Below are 17,925 nucleotides of genomic sequence, written 5' to 3'. Positions count from 1 at the left end.
GCTGGGTGAATTATAGAACGCGTTTTGGAAGGATGAGGAAGAGCATGAAGGTTCTGACGGCAAGACAGGCATGGGACATGCTTGAAAAAGAACCCGAAAATCAGGCTCCGGAAGCGCCTGTTCCCATTCTCGTGGATGTCCGAACCCGGCCGGAATGGGTACATGTGGGGCTGCCGGATGCATCGGCAATGACGGCGCCGCTCCTGTGTCTGACCTGGCAGCCGGACCGGCAGCGGGAGTTCGTGGAAGCTCTGGTCGAGGCTGTTCCCGACCAGCAGACTCCGCTGCTGTTCCTGTGCCGGTCGGGGATGCGGTCACATCATGCCGCAGTTCTGGCGGAAAATGCCGGTTATGCGGATGTCAGCAATATCGTGGACGGATTCGAGGACCAGCATGGTCCGGACAAGGGCTGGCGTGCCAGCGGCCTGCCATCCACTCACATGCCGCTGTCGGGTTCCTGATCCGCGTCGTAATGGACTTCCAGCACGGCGCACCAGGGATAGCGGCTGTCATAGCTGTGGCCTGAACCATCGGCGATCATGCCGTTGGCGTCCGTGGGAACATGGGTGAGGGCCACGGCATCATCCACGTTACCGCCCACGATGCTCAGCTCATGACCGAAGGGCTGGGCGTTCTGGTTCGTGGCGGAGACGATGCCGCAATGGGCCGGAAAGCCGTAGCTGGTGGGCAGCATGGAAAAGGTGACGGTCTTGCTGCGGCCGCGGCCGACGCAGATCAGGTCGCCGATCTTCGGGGCATAGGTCCCCGGATCATGCGCCGTAACGCCGCTGGACTGTCCGCTGGCGGCGGCGTTGATGTAGGTCGAGTGATTGGGCGAATACGGGAAGCGGTCATTGGCTCCGGCGACCCGCATCACATAGGAAATGAAAGCCGCGGACCAGGCGTAATGGCCATCATGCTCGATCTCGAAGCGTGTGCCCTGGGAGTCCGTCTTGCCCGTCCAGCCGACTTCCGTCTCGTACGGATCCTGTCCGATCCACCAGTATTCGCCAACGCGCTGCCACAGGCCGGGGAGGCGTTCGGGTTTGAGTGCGGCATCGGTGGGTTCTGGGCGGTCTTCGGGATCATCGTCCGAGACGGGTGAGCCGAACATCCGCCATTCGCGCAGGGCAATGGCGGCGACATCCTGCCGGTTGAACGGTTCGAAATTGCGGGTGGCGAAATCCGGGACATGGCTGTCATAGCCCACCGGACCAGTGGTTCCGTTCGCATACTGGGCGTTCGGCGTGCGGGCCGGGTACGGGCGGACACTCTGCTGGCTGGAACATCCAGCCAGTGCGAGCAGGGCGGCCGTAGCAGCTGCTCGCCTGAAAATATGCGAATCTGGCACTGTTATCCTCGTTGGGGGATCTGTTTCCCAGGCTGAATGAAGGGCCAAGACGACCGGGGCGTCAAGGACGGGCGCTCAGAGGGGCATGGCTGCCCGCATGGGTCGCCATGATTTTCGTACAGGCTTTATCAAGCAGTGACACGCCCGTGGGAAGGAACCAGATGCCGAGCAGAACTGTCGAAACCAGCGTGTTCACGATCATCCGCATCCGGGAGGGGGACGCCGCCCTGAAGAGAAGGATGGCTGTCACGGTGCAGATGACCGGCAGGAGCAGGAGATAGAAAAGCAGGCACCATCCGAAAAGCGGCTCGTTGTCCGGGCTGGACAGGGCCATGCCAGCGCCGAGCCCGATACCGGGAAGAAAAACGCTCGCGACCATTCCGGCAATGACGTTGGCCATCAGGAAGCCCCGTATGATGCAGAACCACATCGGAAGGAAGGCCGCAGGCGGTTCCACGGAGACCGGAACAGGAGGTGGTGTTGCGCAGTCCAGGTCCTGGCAGGAGGACACTCCTCAGTGGGCTTTCGTCTGCTCGGGAAAGAGGGACTGCAGCCCGGCCTCGGATGCATCACAGCGGCCGCGTTCGGTGATGAGACCCGTCATGAGGCGTGCGGGCGTGACGTCAAAGGCCGGGTTGGCTGCCGGGCTGTTGAGCGGAGCGATCCGGACGCGGCCGGCTTCCCCGTTGCTGTCGAGCCCCGTCATGAACAGGACTTCATCCGCGCTGCGCTCCTCGATCGGGATGTCCTTCACGCCGTCGCGCACACGCCAGTCGATCGTCGAGGACGGTAGCGCCACCCAGAACGGGACATTGTTGTCATGGGCCGCCAGCGCCTTGAGATACGTGCCGATCTTGTTGGCGACATCGCCCTGAGCAGTCACGCGGTCGGTGCCGACGATGACCATGTCCACACGCCCGGCCTGCATGTAATGGCCACCGGCATTGTCGGCGATGACGGTATGCGGCACGCCATGGCTGCCGAGCTCCCATGCGGTCAGGAGGCTGCCCTGATTGCGGGGGCGTGTTTCGTCCACCCAGACATGCACGGGGATGCCCTCGTCATGGGCCATGTAAATCGGGGCGAGGGCCGTGCCCCAGTCCACGGTCGCGATCCAGCCGGCATTGCAATGCGTCAGCAGGTTTACCTGTCCCTGTTTGCCCTTGCGCTCCCAGATCTCACGGATCAGTTCCAGCCCGTGACGGCCGATGGCTTCGTTGGTCTGTACGTCTTCGTCGCAGATCGCATCGGCTTCAGCGTAACCTGCGGCGACGCGTTCATCTGCGGGAACGGCCTTGAGATGTGCGACCATGCGCTCGATGGCCCAGCGCAGATTGATGGCCGTCGGGCGGGTGGCGATCAGGAAAGCCGCTGCCTTGTCCAGTGCTTCGTCGGAGGCGTCATCCTGCAGCGCGAAAACCAGACCATAGGCCGCGACGGCTCCGATCAGCGGTGCTCCGCGGACCTGCATGGTGGTAATGGCTTCGGCGACGGCGTCTGCGTCCCGGAGTTCCAGGATCTCCACGTTCCAGGGAAAGCGGGTCTGGTCGAAGATCCGGATGCTGCGATCGTCATCGGACGGGCGCCAGAGGCTGCGATAGGAAATGCCGTTGATTTTCAAGTGTGACGCTCCTTGTCGGGACCAGGCGGCGGGGATGCCTCTGCATGTGCGTGATCCGGGGCCTCAACTCAAGGCCCCGGACAGCAAACAGTCCCGGAGTGTCAGAAAAACCCTGCTCAGAGTGTTTCGAGCGTTGCCAGAATTGTCTTTGCGCTTTCGGTCCATGGTCTGGGTTTGAACTCCGTACGGACCTGCTGCGTCCATGCGGTAAGGCCTTCGGGATCCTCGATGGTCTGTCGGATGACGGTATAGGCCTCTTTCAGACTGCAGGGATTGAAATACCGTCCCAGGCTTCCCCCGGCTTCGGGGATAGAGGTCGTGTTCGAGGCGATGCAGGGGCGTCCCATCGAGAGGCTTTCCGTAACCGGCAGGCCCCAGCCTTCGAAGAAGGACGGGAAGAGCGTGAAACTGCAATCGGCATAAAGGCGGCGCAGTTCGCCATCCGTGAGGTTCTGGATGAAACGGATCTTGCCATTCAGCCAGCGGGAGTTTTCCAGCTGCTGCATGAGATCGGAGACGAGCCATCCCTCGCGTCCGGCAAAGACCAGGGTTGGAACCTGCTCAGCCGGCATGTCCTCGAGCAGCTGCCGCCAGACGCGGAAGAGGAGGGCATGGTTCTTGCGGGCCTCGATGGTCGAGACGAACAGGGCGTAGGGTTCGTCCACGAGAGCTTCGGAGGCCGTGGCGGTCTCGGCAAGGCCGAAACCTGTGCCCAGCGGGATGGCCTGAACGGGCGTGTCGATGCCCTGTTCTTTCAGATAGCTCTCCACGTCCCGCGCCGTGGCCTGGCTGATGGCGAAAATCCGGTCAGCGAGCGGCAGAATGGCCTGATGCCAGTCCGTATAATCCTGGATCATGTCGCGTGTGCACCACTCGGGGTGACGGATCGGAACCAGATCATACATGAGCAGACCATAGGACATCCGCAGAACGTCCCGTATCCAGCGGACCATGGTCGCATAATCGGCATGATGCCAGGGCGCACCCAGCGTGAGGAAGATATCGCCGGGACCTGCTGCTTCCGTCAGCGGTGCGCCGGGCGGAAGGACAATCCGTGTCTGCTGAGCTTTCTTCTGCGCAGCCTGTTCTTTGCGCTGGTCGCGCTTTGTCTGCCAGATATCGCGACTGCGTTTGAGGGATGTCGAGACATGACGTTCGGTGACCCGGACAAAACCACCCGGAACACTCAGGGCCTGCTTCAGGGTCCCCTTCTGGATCTGGAGCAGTTCACCCAGCAGACTGTCGTTGGAGACGGTGCTATCGGACGCAGGTACGACGAAAGCCGGCAGCTGCGACGAAAGGCCTGAGGCTTCGGTCTCCGGCTCGTCAGGAGTCTGAGCGGCCGGAGCCCTCTCGGGGCTTTTCCTGTCCACCGGCGTGAAGGTCATGCGGTCAAAGAGGGCCTGTGCGAAAGACCAGTCGACGACGCGCAGATCCCGCCAGTTCTCTCCGCGCCGGACAAAACGGACTGTCCCCCCGCCAAGGTGATGCAGGGCGCCAGATATTTCGTAGACGACGCGCTGGATGCCACTGGGACGGCTGTGATGAGCCAGGTAGGTGAGCAGGTCGTCAATATCGATCCAGAGCGTCATCGGTCTTACTGCTGTTAGAACATGGGGCAGGAGGGAAGGAAACGGATCAGACGGGTTCGAAAGCCGTGAGAATTGTCTTTGCGCTTTCGGTCCATGGCCTGGGTTTGAACTCCGTACGGACCTGCTGCGTCCATGCGGTAAGGCCTTCGGGGTCCTCGATGGTCTGTCGGATGACGGTGTAGGCCTCTTTCAGACTGCAGGGATTGAAATACCGCCCAAGGCTTCCCCCGGCTTCGGGGATAGAGGTCGTGTTCGAAGCGATGCAGGGGCGTCCCATCGAGAGGCTTTCCGTGACCGGCAGACCCCAGCCTTCGAAGAAGGATGGAAAGAGCGTGAAACTGCAATCGGCATAGAGGCGGCGCAGTTCTCCATCCGTGGGGTTCTGGATGAAACGGATCTTGCCATTCAGCCAGCGGGAGTTTTCCAGCTGCTGCATGAGGTCGGAGACGAGCCATCCCTCGCGACCGGCAAAGACCAGGGTTGGAACCTGCTCAGCCGGCATGTCCTCGAGCAGCTGCCGCCAGACACGGAAGAGGAGGGCGTGGTTCTTGCGGGCCTCGATGGTTGAGACGAACAGGGCATAGGGTTCGTCCACCAGGGCTTCGGAGGCCGTGGCGGTCTCGGCAAGGCCGAAGCCTGTGCCCAGCGGGATGGCCTGAACGGGCGTGTCGATGCCCTGTTCTTTCAGGTAGCTTTCCACATCCCGCGCCGTGGCCTGGCTGTTCGCAAAGATCACATCGGCGAGCGGCAGAATGGCCTGATGCCAGGACTTGAATGTCGTGATGATGCCGCGATCGCACCATTCCGGGCAGCGGATCGGAACGAGATCGTGCATCAGGAGCCCGAAACGCATCCTCAGATCGTCACGCATCCAGCGGATGGTGTGGATGTAATGACGATGATGCCAGGGGGCGCCCAGTGTCAGGAAGACATCGCCGGGGCTGGCAGCGTCGGCCAGTTTTGTGCCTTCCGCAAATTCCATCCGGGGCGTCTGGGAGCGGCGTTTCGTCACCCGGTTCCGCACGGCGTCAAGACCCATCCGACCAAGGATTCTGGTCAGGTCTCCCAACTCGCTCAGAACGCGGCTCTCGGACTCGAAAAATGTCGAAAGGGCAGCGTTCGAGGCGATGTCACCTGCCGCCTGCGGCGTGACCGGCACGGATTTTGCGGTACTCGCGGAACTGGAGCCGGCATTTCCCATGATGTGACGGAACGCCGCTTCAACCATGGTCCAGTCAAGGGTCCGGAAATCTCGGGGATCTGCCGGATTGGAACCACGATGCACGAACTGGACGTTATTGCCGTACAGCGCACGCAGGGCTGCTCCAATTTCGAACACCACGCGCTGGATGCCGCTGGGCCGTCCGTGATGGAGCAGATGAAACATCAGATCATCAATGTCGATCCAGAAGATCATGATGTCTGTCTGTTCAGATAGGCAGCATGACAGGCATCGAGAATTGCGTCCGCGCTCCGTTCCCAGGGGACGGGTTTGAATTCGGTACGCACCTCTTCCTGCCATTTTTTCAGGCCGGGACGGTCCTCGATCGTGTCCCGGACGACCCGGTAGGCTTCATCAAGATTTTCAGGGTCGAAATAGCGGGTCAGCGGGCCGCCGGCCTCGGGAATGGATGTCGAGTTCGAGGCAATGCAGGGACGGCCGTTCACGAGGCTTTCCGTCACGGGAAGGCCCCAGCCCTCATAAAGAGAGGGGAACAGCGTGAACATGCAGCCATCATAGAGATGGGCGAGTTCATCATCTGTCGGGTTCTGCAGAAGACGGATCTTGCCGCGAAGCCATTCCGTATTTTCGAGCTGCTGCATCAGGTCGGAGACGAGCCATCCGACACGACCGGCGAAGACGAGGGTCGGAACCTGATCGCGCGGCAGGTCGGCAACAAGGCGACGCCAGATGCGGAACGCAAGAAGATGGTTCTTGCGCGCCTCGATGGTCGAGACGAACAGGACATAGCTGTCTTTTGCGGGCAGGCCTCTCGGGCGTTCCCCGTTGATCAGCCTCGGAGGTCCGAAGCCGCTTCCGATCGGGATTGTCTGGACCGGGGCAGACAGCTTCAGCCGCTGCTGGCGTGCATAGGTTTCGACACTGTCAGCCGTTGCATGGCTGATGGCCAGGAGGCGCCCGCACTGGGGAAGCGTCGTGTCGAGCCAGTGACGGAAGTCCCGGATCAGGGACAGGGCACACCATTCCGGACGGACAGCCGGAATGAGATCATAGAGCAGCAGAACGGGCTGGACGCCGTATGTCTTGCGCATATGGGCCAGACGATCGCCAAAATCCGGCTCGGACCAGGCCGCGCCAAGGATCAGGAAGATATCGCCTGTCTTTGGTGTAAGCGTCGAAGAGGCTGCGGATGCAGACGAAGCAACGGGCGCCTGGGGCGTGGGAGCAGGATTGAAATGTGTCCTGCGGCTGGTGCGCGTGCGGATATAGCGCCGGAGCAGCCTGATCGCACGCAACTGGTTGACGGCTATGTTCAGGAGAGGGCGTGCCAGTTCGGGGGGCAGGCTTTCCAGACGCCGGATTACGCTATGGCGGAGACGCTGGACGAGCGGACCACGGGAGGGCCGGGCGTCCGGCTGGAGGATGGTGCCGGAGACGTTCTTTTCTTCCGTACGCGCGGCAAAAAGCGCCTCGAGTTCCTCGAAGGAAACGGATGTCGGCAGATGGTTTTCGGACCCGTCTTCCTGCGCGCGGCGCGTCAGAACAATGCGGCCAATGTCAGGTCTTGCAGCGGCCTGCTTGCGGATAACGCACAATATTTCAAAGACGAGGCGTTGTATTCCACTTGGACGGGAATTGTTCTGGAAATATTGGAAGATATCCTCGACGTCGATCCAGATGGTGTAGTCTTTACTCATATGTCCAAGCCAACTTCAAAATAACCGACGAAGGGGAGGGGAGGTCAGGATTTCGTTGTTGGGCCTGTCTAGAATGACTGACCCCGTCCCGGCAAGGGCGTTGCGAACATGACCTGGCATGTCCTGGCGGGAAAAATGACCCGAATGTCCTTTTGGAAAAGACCAGTTCCGGGAACTGTTTTTTCGCGGGATGGTAGAAGTTCGGGAGATTATATGACAGACTCTTCTTGGATGTGACTGATTATCTCAGTCTGTATCTTGGTAACCTATTATTGAGAATCATTATTGCCATGCCATTTCCTGCCGAAAAAGTCGCCGATATTGTTCAATTGTTTCGGGCAGGTCTTGGACGGCGTCCCGAGCTCTCTGCAATAACGCATTTTGCGACTCTGCTGGAAAACGGAGCAACGTTCCGTGATGTGGCACATGCCATCGCGGGTTCCGCGGAGTTCCGGCAGTTGCACGGCGCGGAAGATGTCTGCGACAGGGAGTATGTTACATTCCTGTACCGCAATGGACTGGGCCGGGATCCGGATCCCCAGGGTGAGGCAAACCTTCTTTCCACCCCGAATCGGGGTGATGCGCTGGTTGTAGTGGCAGGTTCTGATGAGGCCAGGACGAGGACGGATCTTTTCGGTCTGCTCTATCCCGATGGTGCGTCTCCACAGGATGATCTGGCTTACCGGGCATGGCTCCTGCGTTACGATCGTATCTCGACGACGGAACGTCTGACCATTGGTCGTCATATTGATAACGGAATGAAGTCCCGGACTCGTTTTTCTCTTCTGATCCAGGTCAATCACCACCGTATCGACCTGTTTGAGGAGACGGTCGCGTCGCTGGAAAACCAGATCTATCCGGAGTGGACGCTGATCGCGGTCTATCCTGATGATCTGCAGGCAGGGACACAGCAATGCCTGCAGAAAGTCATCAAGCGGGTTCCAGGGATCGTGGGGGTGGAAGTTCCATCCTATATGGGCGTGGAAGAACGCTGGCAGCAGGCCATGATGAAGGCCGACGGGACCTTTTTCGGGTTCCTGGAGCCGGGTGACCAGCTTGCCGCGACGGCTCTTTATGAATTCGCGGTGGCTGTTGAGGACAAGCCTGGACTTGCGCTGATCTATTGCGATGAAGATCGTCTGGGCAGTGACGGACAGCGCTGTGCCGCATGCTTCAAGACGGCGTGGAGTCCGGAGCTGATCTATGCCGGTGACGTGGTGGGTCAGCTTGCGATGTTCCGCAAGGATGTTGCGCTCGCTGCAGGTGGTATCCGCGAAGACGTTGGCGCTTTCACGCGCTACGATCTGGTGCTCAGGATTACGGAGGGACTGGAATCATCCCGGATCTGCCATCTGTCCCGTGTTCTGTTCCATCGCGGGCGGATGCCGGGTCTGCCGCTGACATTTCCGCTGGTGCGCACAACGGCGCAGCATCCTGAAATCCGGCGCGTGGCTTTGCGGCATCTTCAGAACAGTCGTCCCGGCTGCACGCTTGAGGACGTCTATATTGGCGGCAATGTCTGGCCGCGGTTTGTCGCTCCCCTGCCGGCAGATGTTCCTCTTGTGTCGATTATTATCCCGACGAAGAACAAGGACATTTTCCTGGCGCGGTGTGTTTCCAGTCTTCTGAACGTGACGGATTATCCGCGTTTTGAGGTTCTTCTGGCCGATAATGGCAGTACGCGGCCGGAAATGCTTGAACTTCTGCGGCGGCTTGATCGCGATGACCGTGTCTCGGTGACGCGGATTGCCGAGCCGTTCAACTGGTCAGCCATCAATAACCGCATGGCTCGGCAGGCTCGTGGAGACCTGCTGCTGTTTCTGAACGACGATACCGAAATCCTTGAGGCCGACTGGCTGACGGAAATGGTGCGCCAGATCAGCCAGGACAAGGTAGGCGTTGTCGGGGCGCGTCTTTTCTATGCAGATGAGACGATCCAGCATGCCGGGATGGTGATGACTCCCAAGGGAGCCAAACATATCCTGCGCGGTGCACATGACGATAATCCGGGATATCTGGGGCAGCTGGTTCTGGCCCGTGACCTGATGGCTGTCACGGGTGCATGTATGCTGGTTTCCCGGACTGTGTTCACCGAACTTGGCGGGTTTGATGAAAGCTTCCCGTTGACCTGCAATGACGTGGAATTCTGCCTGCGGGTTCGTCAGCGCGGGCTGCGGGTGATGTGGACGCCACATGCGTCACTGATGCATGTCGATGGCGGCACGAGAGGGCGGGATTATTCTCCCCGTAATATCCTTGATGCCTGCATGGATGTCGGGCGGCTGCTTCAGAAATGGGAGAAGGTCATGACCCAGGATCCGTTCCTCAATGACAATCTCCTGGCGACAGATCACGACCTGATTCTGGCCACTCCTCCGCGGGTGAAAAAAGCGTGGCGGCAGCGTCCTGCTTATATAAGATCGGGCCCCGCCACCCGGGGACTGCGCTCTGCCGAACTGTGACTGTCTGATTTCTGAAGTGATGAGAATGTTTTTTTCCATACTGCCGCTTCCCTGTGACGGCCCGAAAAGGTGGCTGCCATGAGCGGTGTAACAGTGCGGCAGTGCGCCATTCTTGTAGGCGGTCTGGGGACACGGCTGGGCGCGCTGACGCAGTCGCTTCCCAAGCCGCTCATGACCTGTGGAGACAGGCCGTTTCTTGCCTGGCTGATGCGCGAAATGCAGCGCTTCGGTGTGGAGGAATTCGTCCTTCTGGCAGGGCATCTTTCGCATGAAATCGAGCGGGCTGTTGAACAGATCCGTCTCTTTCTGCCGAAGCCTGCGAAGATCACGATCAGTGTCGAGCCTTTCCGGGCCGGCACAGGTGGTGCGCTCTATCATGCGCGGGAACACCTGCAGGAGCGGTTTCTCCTGTGTAATGGGGATTCCATATTTTCCTGCAATCTCTCGCGTTTTCTCTCCAGGGCCCGCAGCGGAAACTGGATGCTGCTGCGCGAAGTTGACGATCTGGACCGCTATGGTGAGGTCCGTCTGGAAAGTGACGGGGAATGTGTTGCGTCCTTTCATCCCAAGGCGGAGCAGGCTGGTCGGTCAGGGCTTATCAACAGCGGGATCTACCTGTTCGACCACTCGGTCTTTGATCACCTGACGCCGAACTGCTCCCTGGAACAGGATGTTCTTCCCAAACTGGCGCAGGAGAAGGCACTGCGCGGTGTGTGCCTGACCGGATATTTCCGGGATATCGGACTTCCCGATGATCTGGTTGCGGCTGGTCAGGAACTGCCTGAAGTCCTTCTGCGGCCTGCGGTTTTCCTTGACCGGGACGGCGTTATCAACCGGGATCACGGCTGGGTCGGAACACGCGAGCGGTTTGAGTGGGAGGATGGCGTACTTTCGGCCATCGCGCGCATGACCGATAGCGGCCATCATGTGTTTGTTGTGACGAACCAGTCTGGGATCGCCCGCGGGTTTTACTCCGAAGCCGATCTGACACAACTCATGGACTGGGTAATCGAGACTGTCCGTGAACATGGCGGCACGATCGAGGACTGGCGGTACTGTCCGATCCATCCGGACGCCAAACTCCCGCAGTACCGTGGGCATAGTCCAGACCGGAAGCCGGAACCCGGCATGATCCTGGATCTTCTCAAACGCTGGGAAATAAAGCCCGAACACTGCGTGCTGTATGGTGATCAGCCTTCAGACATGCAGGCCGCGTCTGCCGCAGGCATCAGGGGTATCCTGGTGGGGCCTGCATCTCTTGCCGAGCTGATCTCTAAAACGAAAGACTTTCCGTGAACATCGAGTTTCATACCCGCCCGTCCCATGCGCGCTCTGTTATCGGGACGCGGGACGTTGTTCGTGCGCGTGTTCCGTTGCGCCTTGGACTTGCAGGCGGTGGAACGGATCTCAGTCCGTATTGTGACGATTTTGGCGGTGCCGTGCTCAACACGACGATTGACCGCTATGCCTATGCGTTCATTGAGCGCTCCCAGGACGGCTGTGTGCATTTCGTCGCACCAGATGTGGAACTGGATGAGGCATTTGCAGTCGATCAGATCAATGAAGATGTGCCGAAACAGGCCAATTTGAAGCTTCATGCCGGCGTTCTGGTGGGGATCAGCCGCCGCTTCAATGTGCCGGTAGAGCCGTGGCGCATCACGTCCTTTGTGGATGCGCCTCCTGGTTCAGGACTTGGGTCGTCTTCCGCGCTGGTTGTGGCGCTTGTGGAGGCCTTTGTCAGGCTGCTGCATCTGCCGCTCGGCCCTTATGACGTGGCTCATCTGGCCTACGAAATCGAGCGTGTGGATCTTGGTTTGCAGGGTGGCAAGCAGGACCAGTATGCAGGAACATTCGGCGGCACGAATTTCATCGAGTTTCTCGCCGATGACCGTGTGATTGTGAACCCGCTCCGGATTTCGGACGGGATAAGAAACGAGGTCGAGACCTCGCTTGTCATTGCGTTTACCGGCGTCTCTCGGGCTTCTGCCGACATTATTGCGGAGCAGCGTTCGGGCCTGATTCAGGTGACGGAAGAGACCATGCGCAACATGCATCGTCTCAAGCAGGACGCCCATGACATGAAGAATGCGCTGTTGCAGGGCAATGTCGTGCAGATGGCTGAAATTCTCAATCGCTCCTGGAAAGCGAAAAAGAGCACGGCACGTGGCATTTCCAATCCGCTGATTGAATCGCTCTATACCCAGGCCATGAAGGACGGGGCGATTGGCGGGAAGGTCTCGGGTGCGGGAGGCGGTGGCTTCATGATGTTCATTGTTCCACCTGACCGGCGTGTACAGGTCATCCGAAGTCTGAATACCTCAGGCGCGCAGGCCAGTGGCGTGCATCTTGTTGCGGAAGGAGCCGAGACATGGCTGAGCTGAACGAAAAGACAGCAGTCCCGACGCCGCAGGAACCGGAAGCAGGTGTGAAGACCGGATGGCGGCTCAGTGAAGCAAAGGTGGAAAAGCATGTCCGCACGCTGATCGAAGATCAGCTGGGCCATGCCATGCATCGTGCGTATCAGTGTGAAGAGCACGCACGTCATCTCGAACAGATCGTCGCAAATGTCCCGCGAGCCGATGAGGACATGCAGGCGCTTTCCGTGACGAACGCCGACCTCCGCCGTCAGCTTGAGCAGATCCAGAGCGAGCACCGCATCCTTCTGCAGTCCACGGCATGGAGAGTGGGGCGGCGTGTCCGGGCGATTGCAAGCCGTCATCCGACTTTTGCCAAGCACATGCGTCGTGCCGCCAAGCTGGCCTACTGGACGCTGACCATGCGTCTGTGGTCCCGTGTGCAGGTGCGGCAGGGTGCAAAGCGCGGGATTGGCCTGCTCAGGGACTCTGCGCTGTTTGATGCGGACTGGTATCGCACGCGCTATGCGCATCTCTTGCAGCCGGACACGGATCTGGTCGCGCATTATTACTGGACCGGCGCGGCACAGGGACTGGACCCGCATCCCCTGTTCAGCAGCAGCTGGTACATGTCCGCCCTGCCAGTAGAAGCTACTGTTAATCCGCTTGTGCATTATATCACGCATAACGGACGCGGGACGCCTGATCCCCATCCGTTATTCGATACGGCATTTTATTCCAGACAGGCGGGAAAAATTGCGGAGCGGCAGACCCCTCTCGAGCATTTTCTCGCCAGCGATCCGCAGGGCGGTCTGAAGCCGAATGCTGTTTTCGATCCGGTGGCCTATCAGGAGGAATATGCGGCCGCTCTGAAGGACGGCGTCAATCCGCTGGCCCATTATGCATCGGATGGTGAACAGGCCAATTTCTGGCCGCATCCTCTGTTTGATCCCGCCTGGTATGCCGCCCGCAATCCTGGTTCGGTCGAGTTCGGCGCACTGGCTCACTATCTGCGGGAGGCGCGCTGTGCAAAAGGCGTGCCCTGCTCGCTGCATATGGAGCGCTTTGCAGACCCGCAGCTTGCCCTGCCATTTACCCTGACTTTTCCTGAAGAAAAGAACCCGGAAGTTTCAATCATCATTCCGGTGTACGGTCATTATTATGACACCTGGCGCTGTCTGGCGTCCGTTATGTTAATGACGCGGAAAACCGCTTATGAGGTCATTATTGCGGATGACCGGCCTGCACGGCCGATTGCCAGAAAGCTTGGGCTTCATGGTGCAAAACTGATCATCAACAAGGAAAATCTCGGCTTTCTGGCCAACAGCAATACTGCTGCACGTCAGGCCAGTGGGCGCGAAATACTGTTCCTGAATAACGATACGACGGTCTGCAAGAACTGGCTGGCACCTCTGATGTCCGTCATGAATTCAGACACGCGGGTCGGTGTTGTCGGCTGCAAGCTGCTGAATGGTAATGGCACTGTTCAGGAAGCGGGCGGCATCATTTACGGCACGGGCTGGGGAGATCCGTTCGGCAAGAATGACCGGCCTGACCGGGGCTGCTACAATTATGTTCGTGATGTCGATGTCGTAACGGGGGCCTGTTTCCTTGTGCGGCGGCGCCTGTTTGAAGAAATGGCAGGGTTCGACAGTCGTTATGCCCCGGCTTTCTATGAAGAGTTTGATCTGGCGACAAGTATCCGCGATGCGGGGTATCGTGTTGTTTATCAGCCTGCCAGCGAAGTGTTTCATCACGGCAGCGCGTCTTACGGAACAGAAGTCCGCGACCGGCAGACCCTGAAAAACCATGCGACATTCTGCCGCAAGTGGCAGACGCTTCTGGCAACCCAGCCTGCACCGGACATGGCGTCGTTTCTCAGTCGTGAGCGGCCGTCTTCACGCGGCATCATTCTGGTTATTGATGACAAGGTGCCGGAATACGACAAGCATGCAGGCGCAGTAACGCTCTTTCAGTATCTGCGACTGATGCGGGAACTGGGACTGCGGGTCATTTACGCGCCTCAGGATGGAAAGCCGCTTGAACCCTATACGAGCGCTTTGCAGCAGATGGGCGTCGAAGTCCTCTGTGCGCCGGATCGTCTTGATTACTGGCTGTGCACATACGGACTTCATGTTGATTTCATCTGGACGGCGCGTCCGGATGTAACGTTCCCGATCCTGCCATTGCTGCGCAAGCATACGGGCGCGACAATTCTCTATTATACGCACGATCTGCACTATCTGCGTGAGATGAGACGTTACGAGCTGGAGGGAAGCATCTGGGCGCTGCAGGAATCACAGCGTCTCAAACCTCTGGAGCTCAAGATTTTTGATGTTGTCGATCACGTTCTGACGCCGAGTGGGGAAGAAAAGCAGGATATTCTCGAAGAAGTCCCCTACGCGAATGTGACCGTGGTTCCGCCTTACCTGTTTGGGGATACGGACTTGGTCGATGCTCCGGCTGATTTCGGGAACAGGAAGGACCTGATCTTCGTCGGTGGCTTTGATCACACGCCGAATGTGGATGCTGCGTTGTGGCTTGGGCAGGAAATCATGCCTCTGGTCTGGAAAACACATCCTGACAGCACACTCTGGATTGTCGGTAATGTGCCGCCTGACAGCGTAAAGGCCTTGGCGGGTGAACGCATCAAGGTCACGGGTTTCGTGCCGGAACTGGAACCCTACTTCGAGCATGCCAGGGTGTCGGTCAATCCGCTGCGCTATGGTGCCGGCGTAAAGGGCAAGATCGTGACGTCCCTGCAGGCCGGTATTCCGGTTGTGACAACGTCCTGCGGTAATGAAGGTATCCAGCTTGTCGACGGGGAAGAAGCCCTGATTGCGGATACGTCCACAGGGATCGCGGATGCGGTCAACCGTCTGCTGGATGACGAAAGCCTTTGCCATACCTTGATCCGTTCCGGTGCCAATGTGGTCCGGACGCGCTTTTCCGCCAGCCGTGCCCGGCAGATCTTGCAGAATGTTCTGGGTGATGGCGTCTGTTCAGTTTGTGGAAGTCGGCCGCGTCAGGAAAAACAGGCGCGCGATGACTGGAGAAAGGGGATCTACTGCCTGAACTGTGGGGCGGATAATCGTGTCGGGGCCGTAGCACAGGCCATGATAACGCCGTGGCGTCGCCAGCGCGTCAATACGGTGCATGAGGCCCTTTTTTATCTTCAGGACCTGCACATCCATGAACTGGACAATTCGGAAGCTCTCTCTTCCGAGTTGTCTAGGCTCAGGGGATACAGTCACGCTGACGGGATGGGAGAAAAGTCGCTTCGACCGGGCAGTCTGGATCTGCTGCTGGCGGCAGATGACAGCAGGCTCGCACCGTCCAGAGCGCACGAGCTTCTCAAGACCGGTGGCCGTTATATTCTGACGGTTATGGACGATCCGACGATGGAAGCAGGTGAGCTGCGCCAGACCGGATTGCACGTTTCGTCGCACAAGGTGGCGATGCCGGCATATGACCAGAAAGAACTGTGGGTTCTTGAAGCCCGCAAGCTCTAGATCTTCCCGTCATTACGGAACGAGAGAAACCGGTTCTGGTAAATCCGGAACTGGTTTCCTGTCCTGAAAGCCGAAAGATCGAAGTTGGCTTAAACGGACTTCAGACGATCTTCGTAGATATCGTTCAGCGTCTGGTTCCATGAAATCCGGGGCGTCCAGCCCAGCGCAGTTCTGAAACGTGATGCATCTCCGGCGGCAACAGGGATGTCTGAAGGACGCAGCCGGGCAGGGTCGATCGTAATTTCCGCTTGCACACCACTCAGACGCAGCAAATTATCCAGAATGGAACGGATGGAGCGGGTCTGTCCGGAACAGACGTTGAAGATCGCGCCTGGCTGAAGAGACAGGCGATGTTCCACAACGTCCAGATAAGCATCGCAGACGTCTCTGACGTCCAGAAAGTCCCGCTCGGCATCAAGATTGCCCACATGGATCTGAGGCTTCTGCTGACCTTTTGCAATTCGTGCAATCTGCGAGGCGAATGCCGGGACGACAAAATCCGGGGACTGGCCAGGGCCCGTATGATTAAAGGGACGCATCCGGATGGTCCGTAATCCGTCCCGCGCCATGGCGCCCAGAGCCAGGTCGGCAGCAGCTTTGGTGGCAGCATAAGTGTTGGCTGGCGAAAGGACGGCGTTCTCATCAAGGGGAGTGTTGCGCTGGAACGTCGTGCCATAGGCCTCCGCTGTAGAAGCGAAGAGAAACGTACCGTCCGGGACATGTTGCAGCATGGCACGCGCTAGGTTGAGCGTGCCCTGCAGATTGACGGCCCAGGTATCATCGGGCGACTGCCGGGCTTTTCCGATGGTCGAAATGGCTGCGAGGTGGATGCAGCATTCCGGCCGGCCATCTGCGATGCTGTCATTGACCGCGCGGGCATCCCTGATGTCAGGAATGCCCGGCAGGATCTCGCAATCGGGAAAGCGCATCTCAAGCCGGGACTTCAGGTGTTGCCCGACAAAGCCGCCAAGACCCGTGATCAGTAGACGCACGATCCGGCCGCTTATGAGTTTTGGTATCTGGAATGGCGGGCGAGATCAGCTTCGACCATTTCCGCGATCATGCCCTCAAGGGTGGTCTCGGGCTCCCAGCCAAGGATGGTCTTCGCTTTGGTGGCGTCGCCCAGCAGGACTTCCACTTCGGCAGGACGCAGGAAGGCGGGGTTGGTCACGACGTAGTCTTCGTAGTTCAGACCGGCGACGGAAAATGCAATGCGGCACAGATCGCGAATGCTGGTGGTCCGGCCGGTGGCGACGACGTAATCGTCCGGCTTTTCCTGCTGGAGCATGAGGTACATTGCCCGGACATAGTCACGGGCGTGGCCCCAGTCGCGGGTTGCATCGAGGTTTCCGAGAGCCAGTTCGTTTGCAAGACCCAGCTTGATACGTGCCACACCGTCCGTAACCTTGCGCGTTACGAACTCGATGCCGCGGAGCGGGCTTTCGTGATTGAACAGAATACCGGAGGAGGCATGCATGCCGAAGCTCTCGCGGTAATTGACCGTCATCCAGTGCGCATACAGCTTGGCGACGGCATAGGGCGACCGCGGATAGAACGGGGTTTTTTCGTTCTGTACCGGTTCCTGGATCAGGCCATACATTTCTGAAGAAGAGGCCTGGTAGAACCGGGCATTACTCTGGACGATACGGGCGGCTTCCAGAACATTGACTGCCCCGATACCCGTCACGTTTCCGGTCAGGAGAGGCTGCTGCCAGGATGCTGCAACAAAGCTCTGGGCCGCAAGATTGTAGATTTCGTCTGGGTTGACTGTCTCTACAACCCGGATCAGGGAGGACAAATCCGTCAGATTGCCGTCAACGAGTTCTACATCATCAAGAATGCCGAGCCATCTCAGTCTCTCACCAATGACGTCTGCAGAGGCGGAACGTCTCAGCAGACCCACAACGCGATAGCCTTTTTTGAGAAGGAGCTGGCTGAGATAGGCTCCGTCCTGGCCAGTAATTCCTGTGATGAGAGCTGTAGGCATGATTATCTCTGAGTCCGGTTCGGTGGAGAGTTGCGACCGTCACTTGGCCCGCTTGATGTGTATCGGGTTAAACCTTCTTGAGAAGGATGGTCAATGCGCGAAATTCTCCCGATTTCAGGCCTGTGGCCCATTTTTCTGATCCCGGAAAATAATTGATGAGTCCGAT

13 protein-coding genes are annotated in these 17,925 nt (G+C 58.8%); 5 read left to right on the top strand and 8 right to left on the bottom strand.

Annotation, left to right across the window (positions count from 1 at the left end; genetic code table 11):
• The first annotated feature begins 44 nt into the window (after positions 1–44).
• Positions 45–461, top strand: a complete 417-nt coding sequence (locus tag HKD24_RS04760) for a rhodanese-like domain-containing protein (protein ID WP_194259239.1) — start codon at positions 45–47, stop codon at positions 459–461.
• On the opposite strand, the gene HKD24_RS04755 is transcribed toward HKD24_RS04760, so the two are convergent.
• The 6 genes from HKD24_RS04755 to HKD24_RS04730 all read right to left on the bottom strand — a co-directional run bounded on the left by HKD24_RS04755 (position 437) and on the right by HKD24_RS04730 (position 7,444).
• Complete coding sequence (locus tag HKD24_RS04755) at positions 437–1,357, bottom strand: DUF2272 domain-containing protein (RefSeq protein WP_194259304.1); 921 nt, start codon at positions 1,355–1,357, stop codon at positions 437–439. The two genes, HKD24_RS04760 and HKD24_RS04755, sit on opposite strands and share 25 nt — an antisense overlap.
• Before the next feature lie 55 nt (positions 1,358–1,412).
• Positions 1,413–1,862, bottom strand: a complete 450-nt coding sequence (locus HKD24_RS04750) for a hypothetical protein (RefSeq protein ID WP_194259238.1) — start codon at positions 1,860–1,862, stop codon at positions 1,413–1,415.
• A gap of 3 nt (positions 1,863–1,865) precedes the next feature.
• Complete coding sequence (gene mtnA, locus HKD24_RS04745) at positions 1,866–2,972, bottom strand: S-methyl-5-thioribose-1-phosphate isomerase (protein WP_194259237.1); 1,107 nt, start codon at positions 2,970–2,972, stop codon at positions 1,866–1,868.
• Between the two features lie 116 nt (positions 2,973–3,088).
• Positions 3,089–4,564, bottom strand: a complete 1,476-nt coding sequence (locus HKD24_RS04740) for a glycosyltransferase family 4 protein (protein WP_194259236.1) — start codon at positions 4,562–4,564, stop codon at positions 3,089–3,091.
• 46 nt (positions 4,565–4,610) lie between these two features.
• Complete coding sequence (locus HKD24_RS04735) at positions 4,611–5,981, bottom strand: glycosyltransferase family 4 protein (protein ID WP_194259235.1); 1,371 nt, start codon at positions 5,979–5,981, stop codon at positions 4,611–4,613.
• Positions 5,978–7,444, bottom strand: coding sequence for a glycosyltransferase family 4 protein (locus HKD24_RS04730; RefSeq protein ID WP_194259234.1), 1,467 nt, complete (start codon positions 7,442–7,444; stop codon positions 5,978–5,980). Before HKD24_RS04730 ends, HKD24_RS04735 begins: the two co-directional genes overlap by 4 nt.
• Positions 7,445–7,734: 290 nt before the next feature.
• Between HKD24_RS04730 and HKD24_RS04725 the strand changes: the two genes are divergently transcribed.
• The 4 genes from HKD24_RS04725 to HKD24_RS04710 all read left to right on the top strand — a co-directional run bounded on the left by HKD24_RS04725 (position 7,735) and on the right by HKD24_RS04710 (position 15,772).
• The gene (locus tag HKD24_RS04725; RefSeq protein ID WP_194259233.1) at positions 7,735–9,906 is read left to right on the top strand and encodes a glycosyltransferase; all 2,172 of its coding nucleotides are present in this window, start codon (positions 7,735–7,737) and stop codon (positions 9,904–9,906) included.
• Positions 9,907–9,984: 78 nt separating this feature from the next.
• On the top strand, positions 9,985–11,202 hold the full coding sequence (locus tag HKD24_RS04720) for an HAD-IIIA family hydrolase (protein ID WP_194259232.1): 1,218 nt from the start codon (positions 9,985–9,987) through the stop codon (positions 11,200–11,202).
• A complete protein-coding gene (locus tag HKD24_RS04715; protein WP_322783276.1) occupies positions 11,199–12,287 on the top strand; it encodes a GHMP family kinase ATP-binding protein in 1,089 nt (362 codons plus the stop codon). Before HKD24_RS04720 ends, HKD24_RS04715 begins: the two co-directional genes overlap by 4 nt.
• Positions 12,275–15,772: a glycosyltransferase gene (locus HKD24_RS04710; RefSeq protein ID WP_194259231.1), complete on the top strand. Its 3,498-nt coding sequence runs from the start codon at positions 12,275–12,277 to the stop codon at positions 15,770–15,772. Before HKD24_RS04715 ends, HKD24_RS04710 begins: the two co-directional genes overlap by 13 nt.
• Positions 15,773–15,861: 89 nt before the next feature.
• Here HKD24_RS04710 and HKD24_RS04705 read toward each other — a convergent pair whose 3' ends face one another.
• Together HKD24_RS04705 and HKD24_RS04700 are read right to left on the bottom strand one after the other, a co-directional pair.
• Positions 15,862–16,764 (bottom strand): GDP-mannose 4,6-dehydratase, encoded by a 903-nt coding sequence (locus HKD24_RS04705; RefSeq protein WP_194259230.1) that lies wholly within the window; start codon positions 16,762–16,764, stop codon positions 15,862–15,864.
• Between the two features lie 11 nt (positions 16,765–16,775).
• Positions 16,776–17,759, bottom strand: a complete 984-nt coding sequence (locus HKD24_RS04700) for a GDP-mannose 4,6-dehydratase (protein WP_194259229.1) — start codon at positions 17,757–17,759, stop codon at positions 16,776–16,778.
• Positions 17,760–17,925 lie beyond the last annotated feature (166 nt).

It is taken from the genome of Gluconobacter vitians, from assembly GCF_015244565.1.
Lineage (GTDB): Bacteria > Pseudomonadota > Alphaproteobacteria > Acetobacterales > Acetobacteraceae > Gluconobacter > Gluconobacter vitians.
The sequence above is the reverse complement of the archived record's forward strand: the minus strand, read 5'-3'. Positions and strand labels throughout refer to the sequence as shown.

Bases quoted from the DNA above. Each gene is read 5' to 3' on its own strand.
- HKD24_RS04760 (WP_194259239.1), top strand. From the start codon at position 45: ATGAAGGTTCTGACGGCAAGACAGGCATGGGACATGCTTGAAAAAGAA.
- HKD24_RS04740 (WP_194259236.1), bottom strand. From the start codon at position 4,564: ATGACGCTCTGGATCGATATTGACGACCTGCTCACCTACCTGGCTCAT.
- HKD24_RS04735 (WP_194259235.1), bottom strand. From the start codon at position 5,981: ATGATCTTCTGGATCGACATTGATGATCTGATGTTTCATCTGCTCCAT.
- HKD24_RS04730 (WP_194259234.1), bottom strand. From the start codon at position 7,444: ATGAGTAAAGACTACACCATCTGGATCGACGTCGAGGATATCTTCCAA.
- HKD24_RS04725 (WP_194259233.1), top strand. From the start codon at position 7,735: ATGCCATTTCCTGCCGAAAAAGTCGCCGATATTGTTCAATTGTTTCGG.
- HKD24_RS04720 (WP_194259232.1), top strand. From the start codon at position 9,985: ATGAGCGGTGTAACAGTGCGGCAGTGCGCCATTCTTGTAGGCGGTCTG.
- HKD24_RS04710 (WP_194259231.1), top strand. From the start codon at position 12,275: ATGGCTGAGCTGAACGAAAAGACAGCAGTCCCGACGCCGCAGGAACCG.
- HKD24_RS04700 (WP_194259229.1), bottom strand. From the start codon at position 17,759: ATGCCTACAGCTCTCATCACAGGAATTACTGGCCAGGACGGAGCCTAT.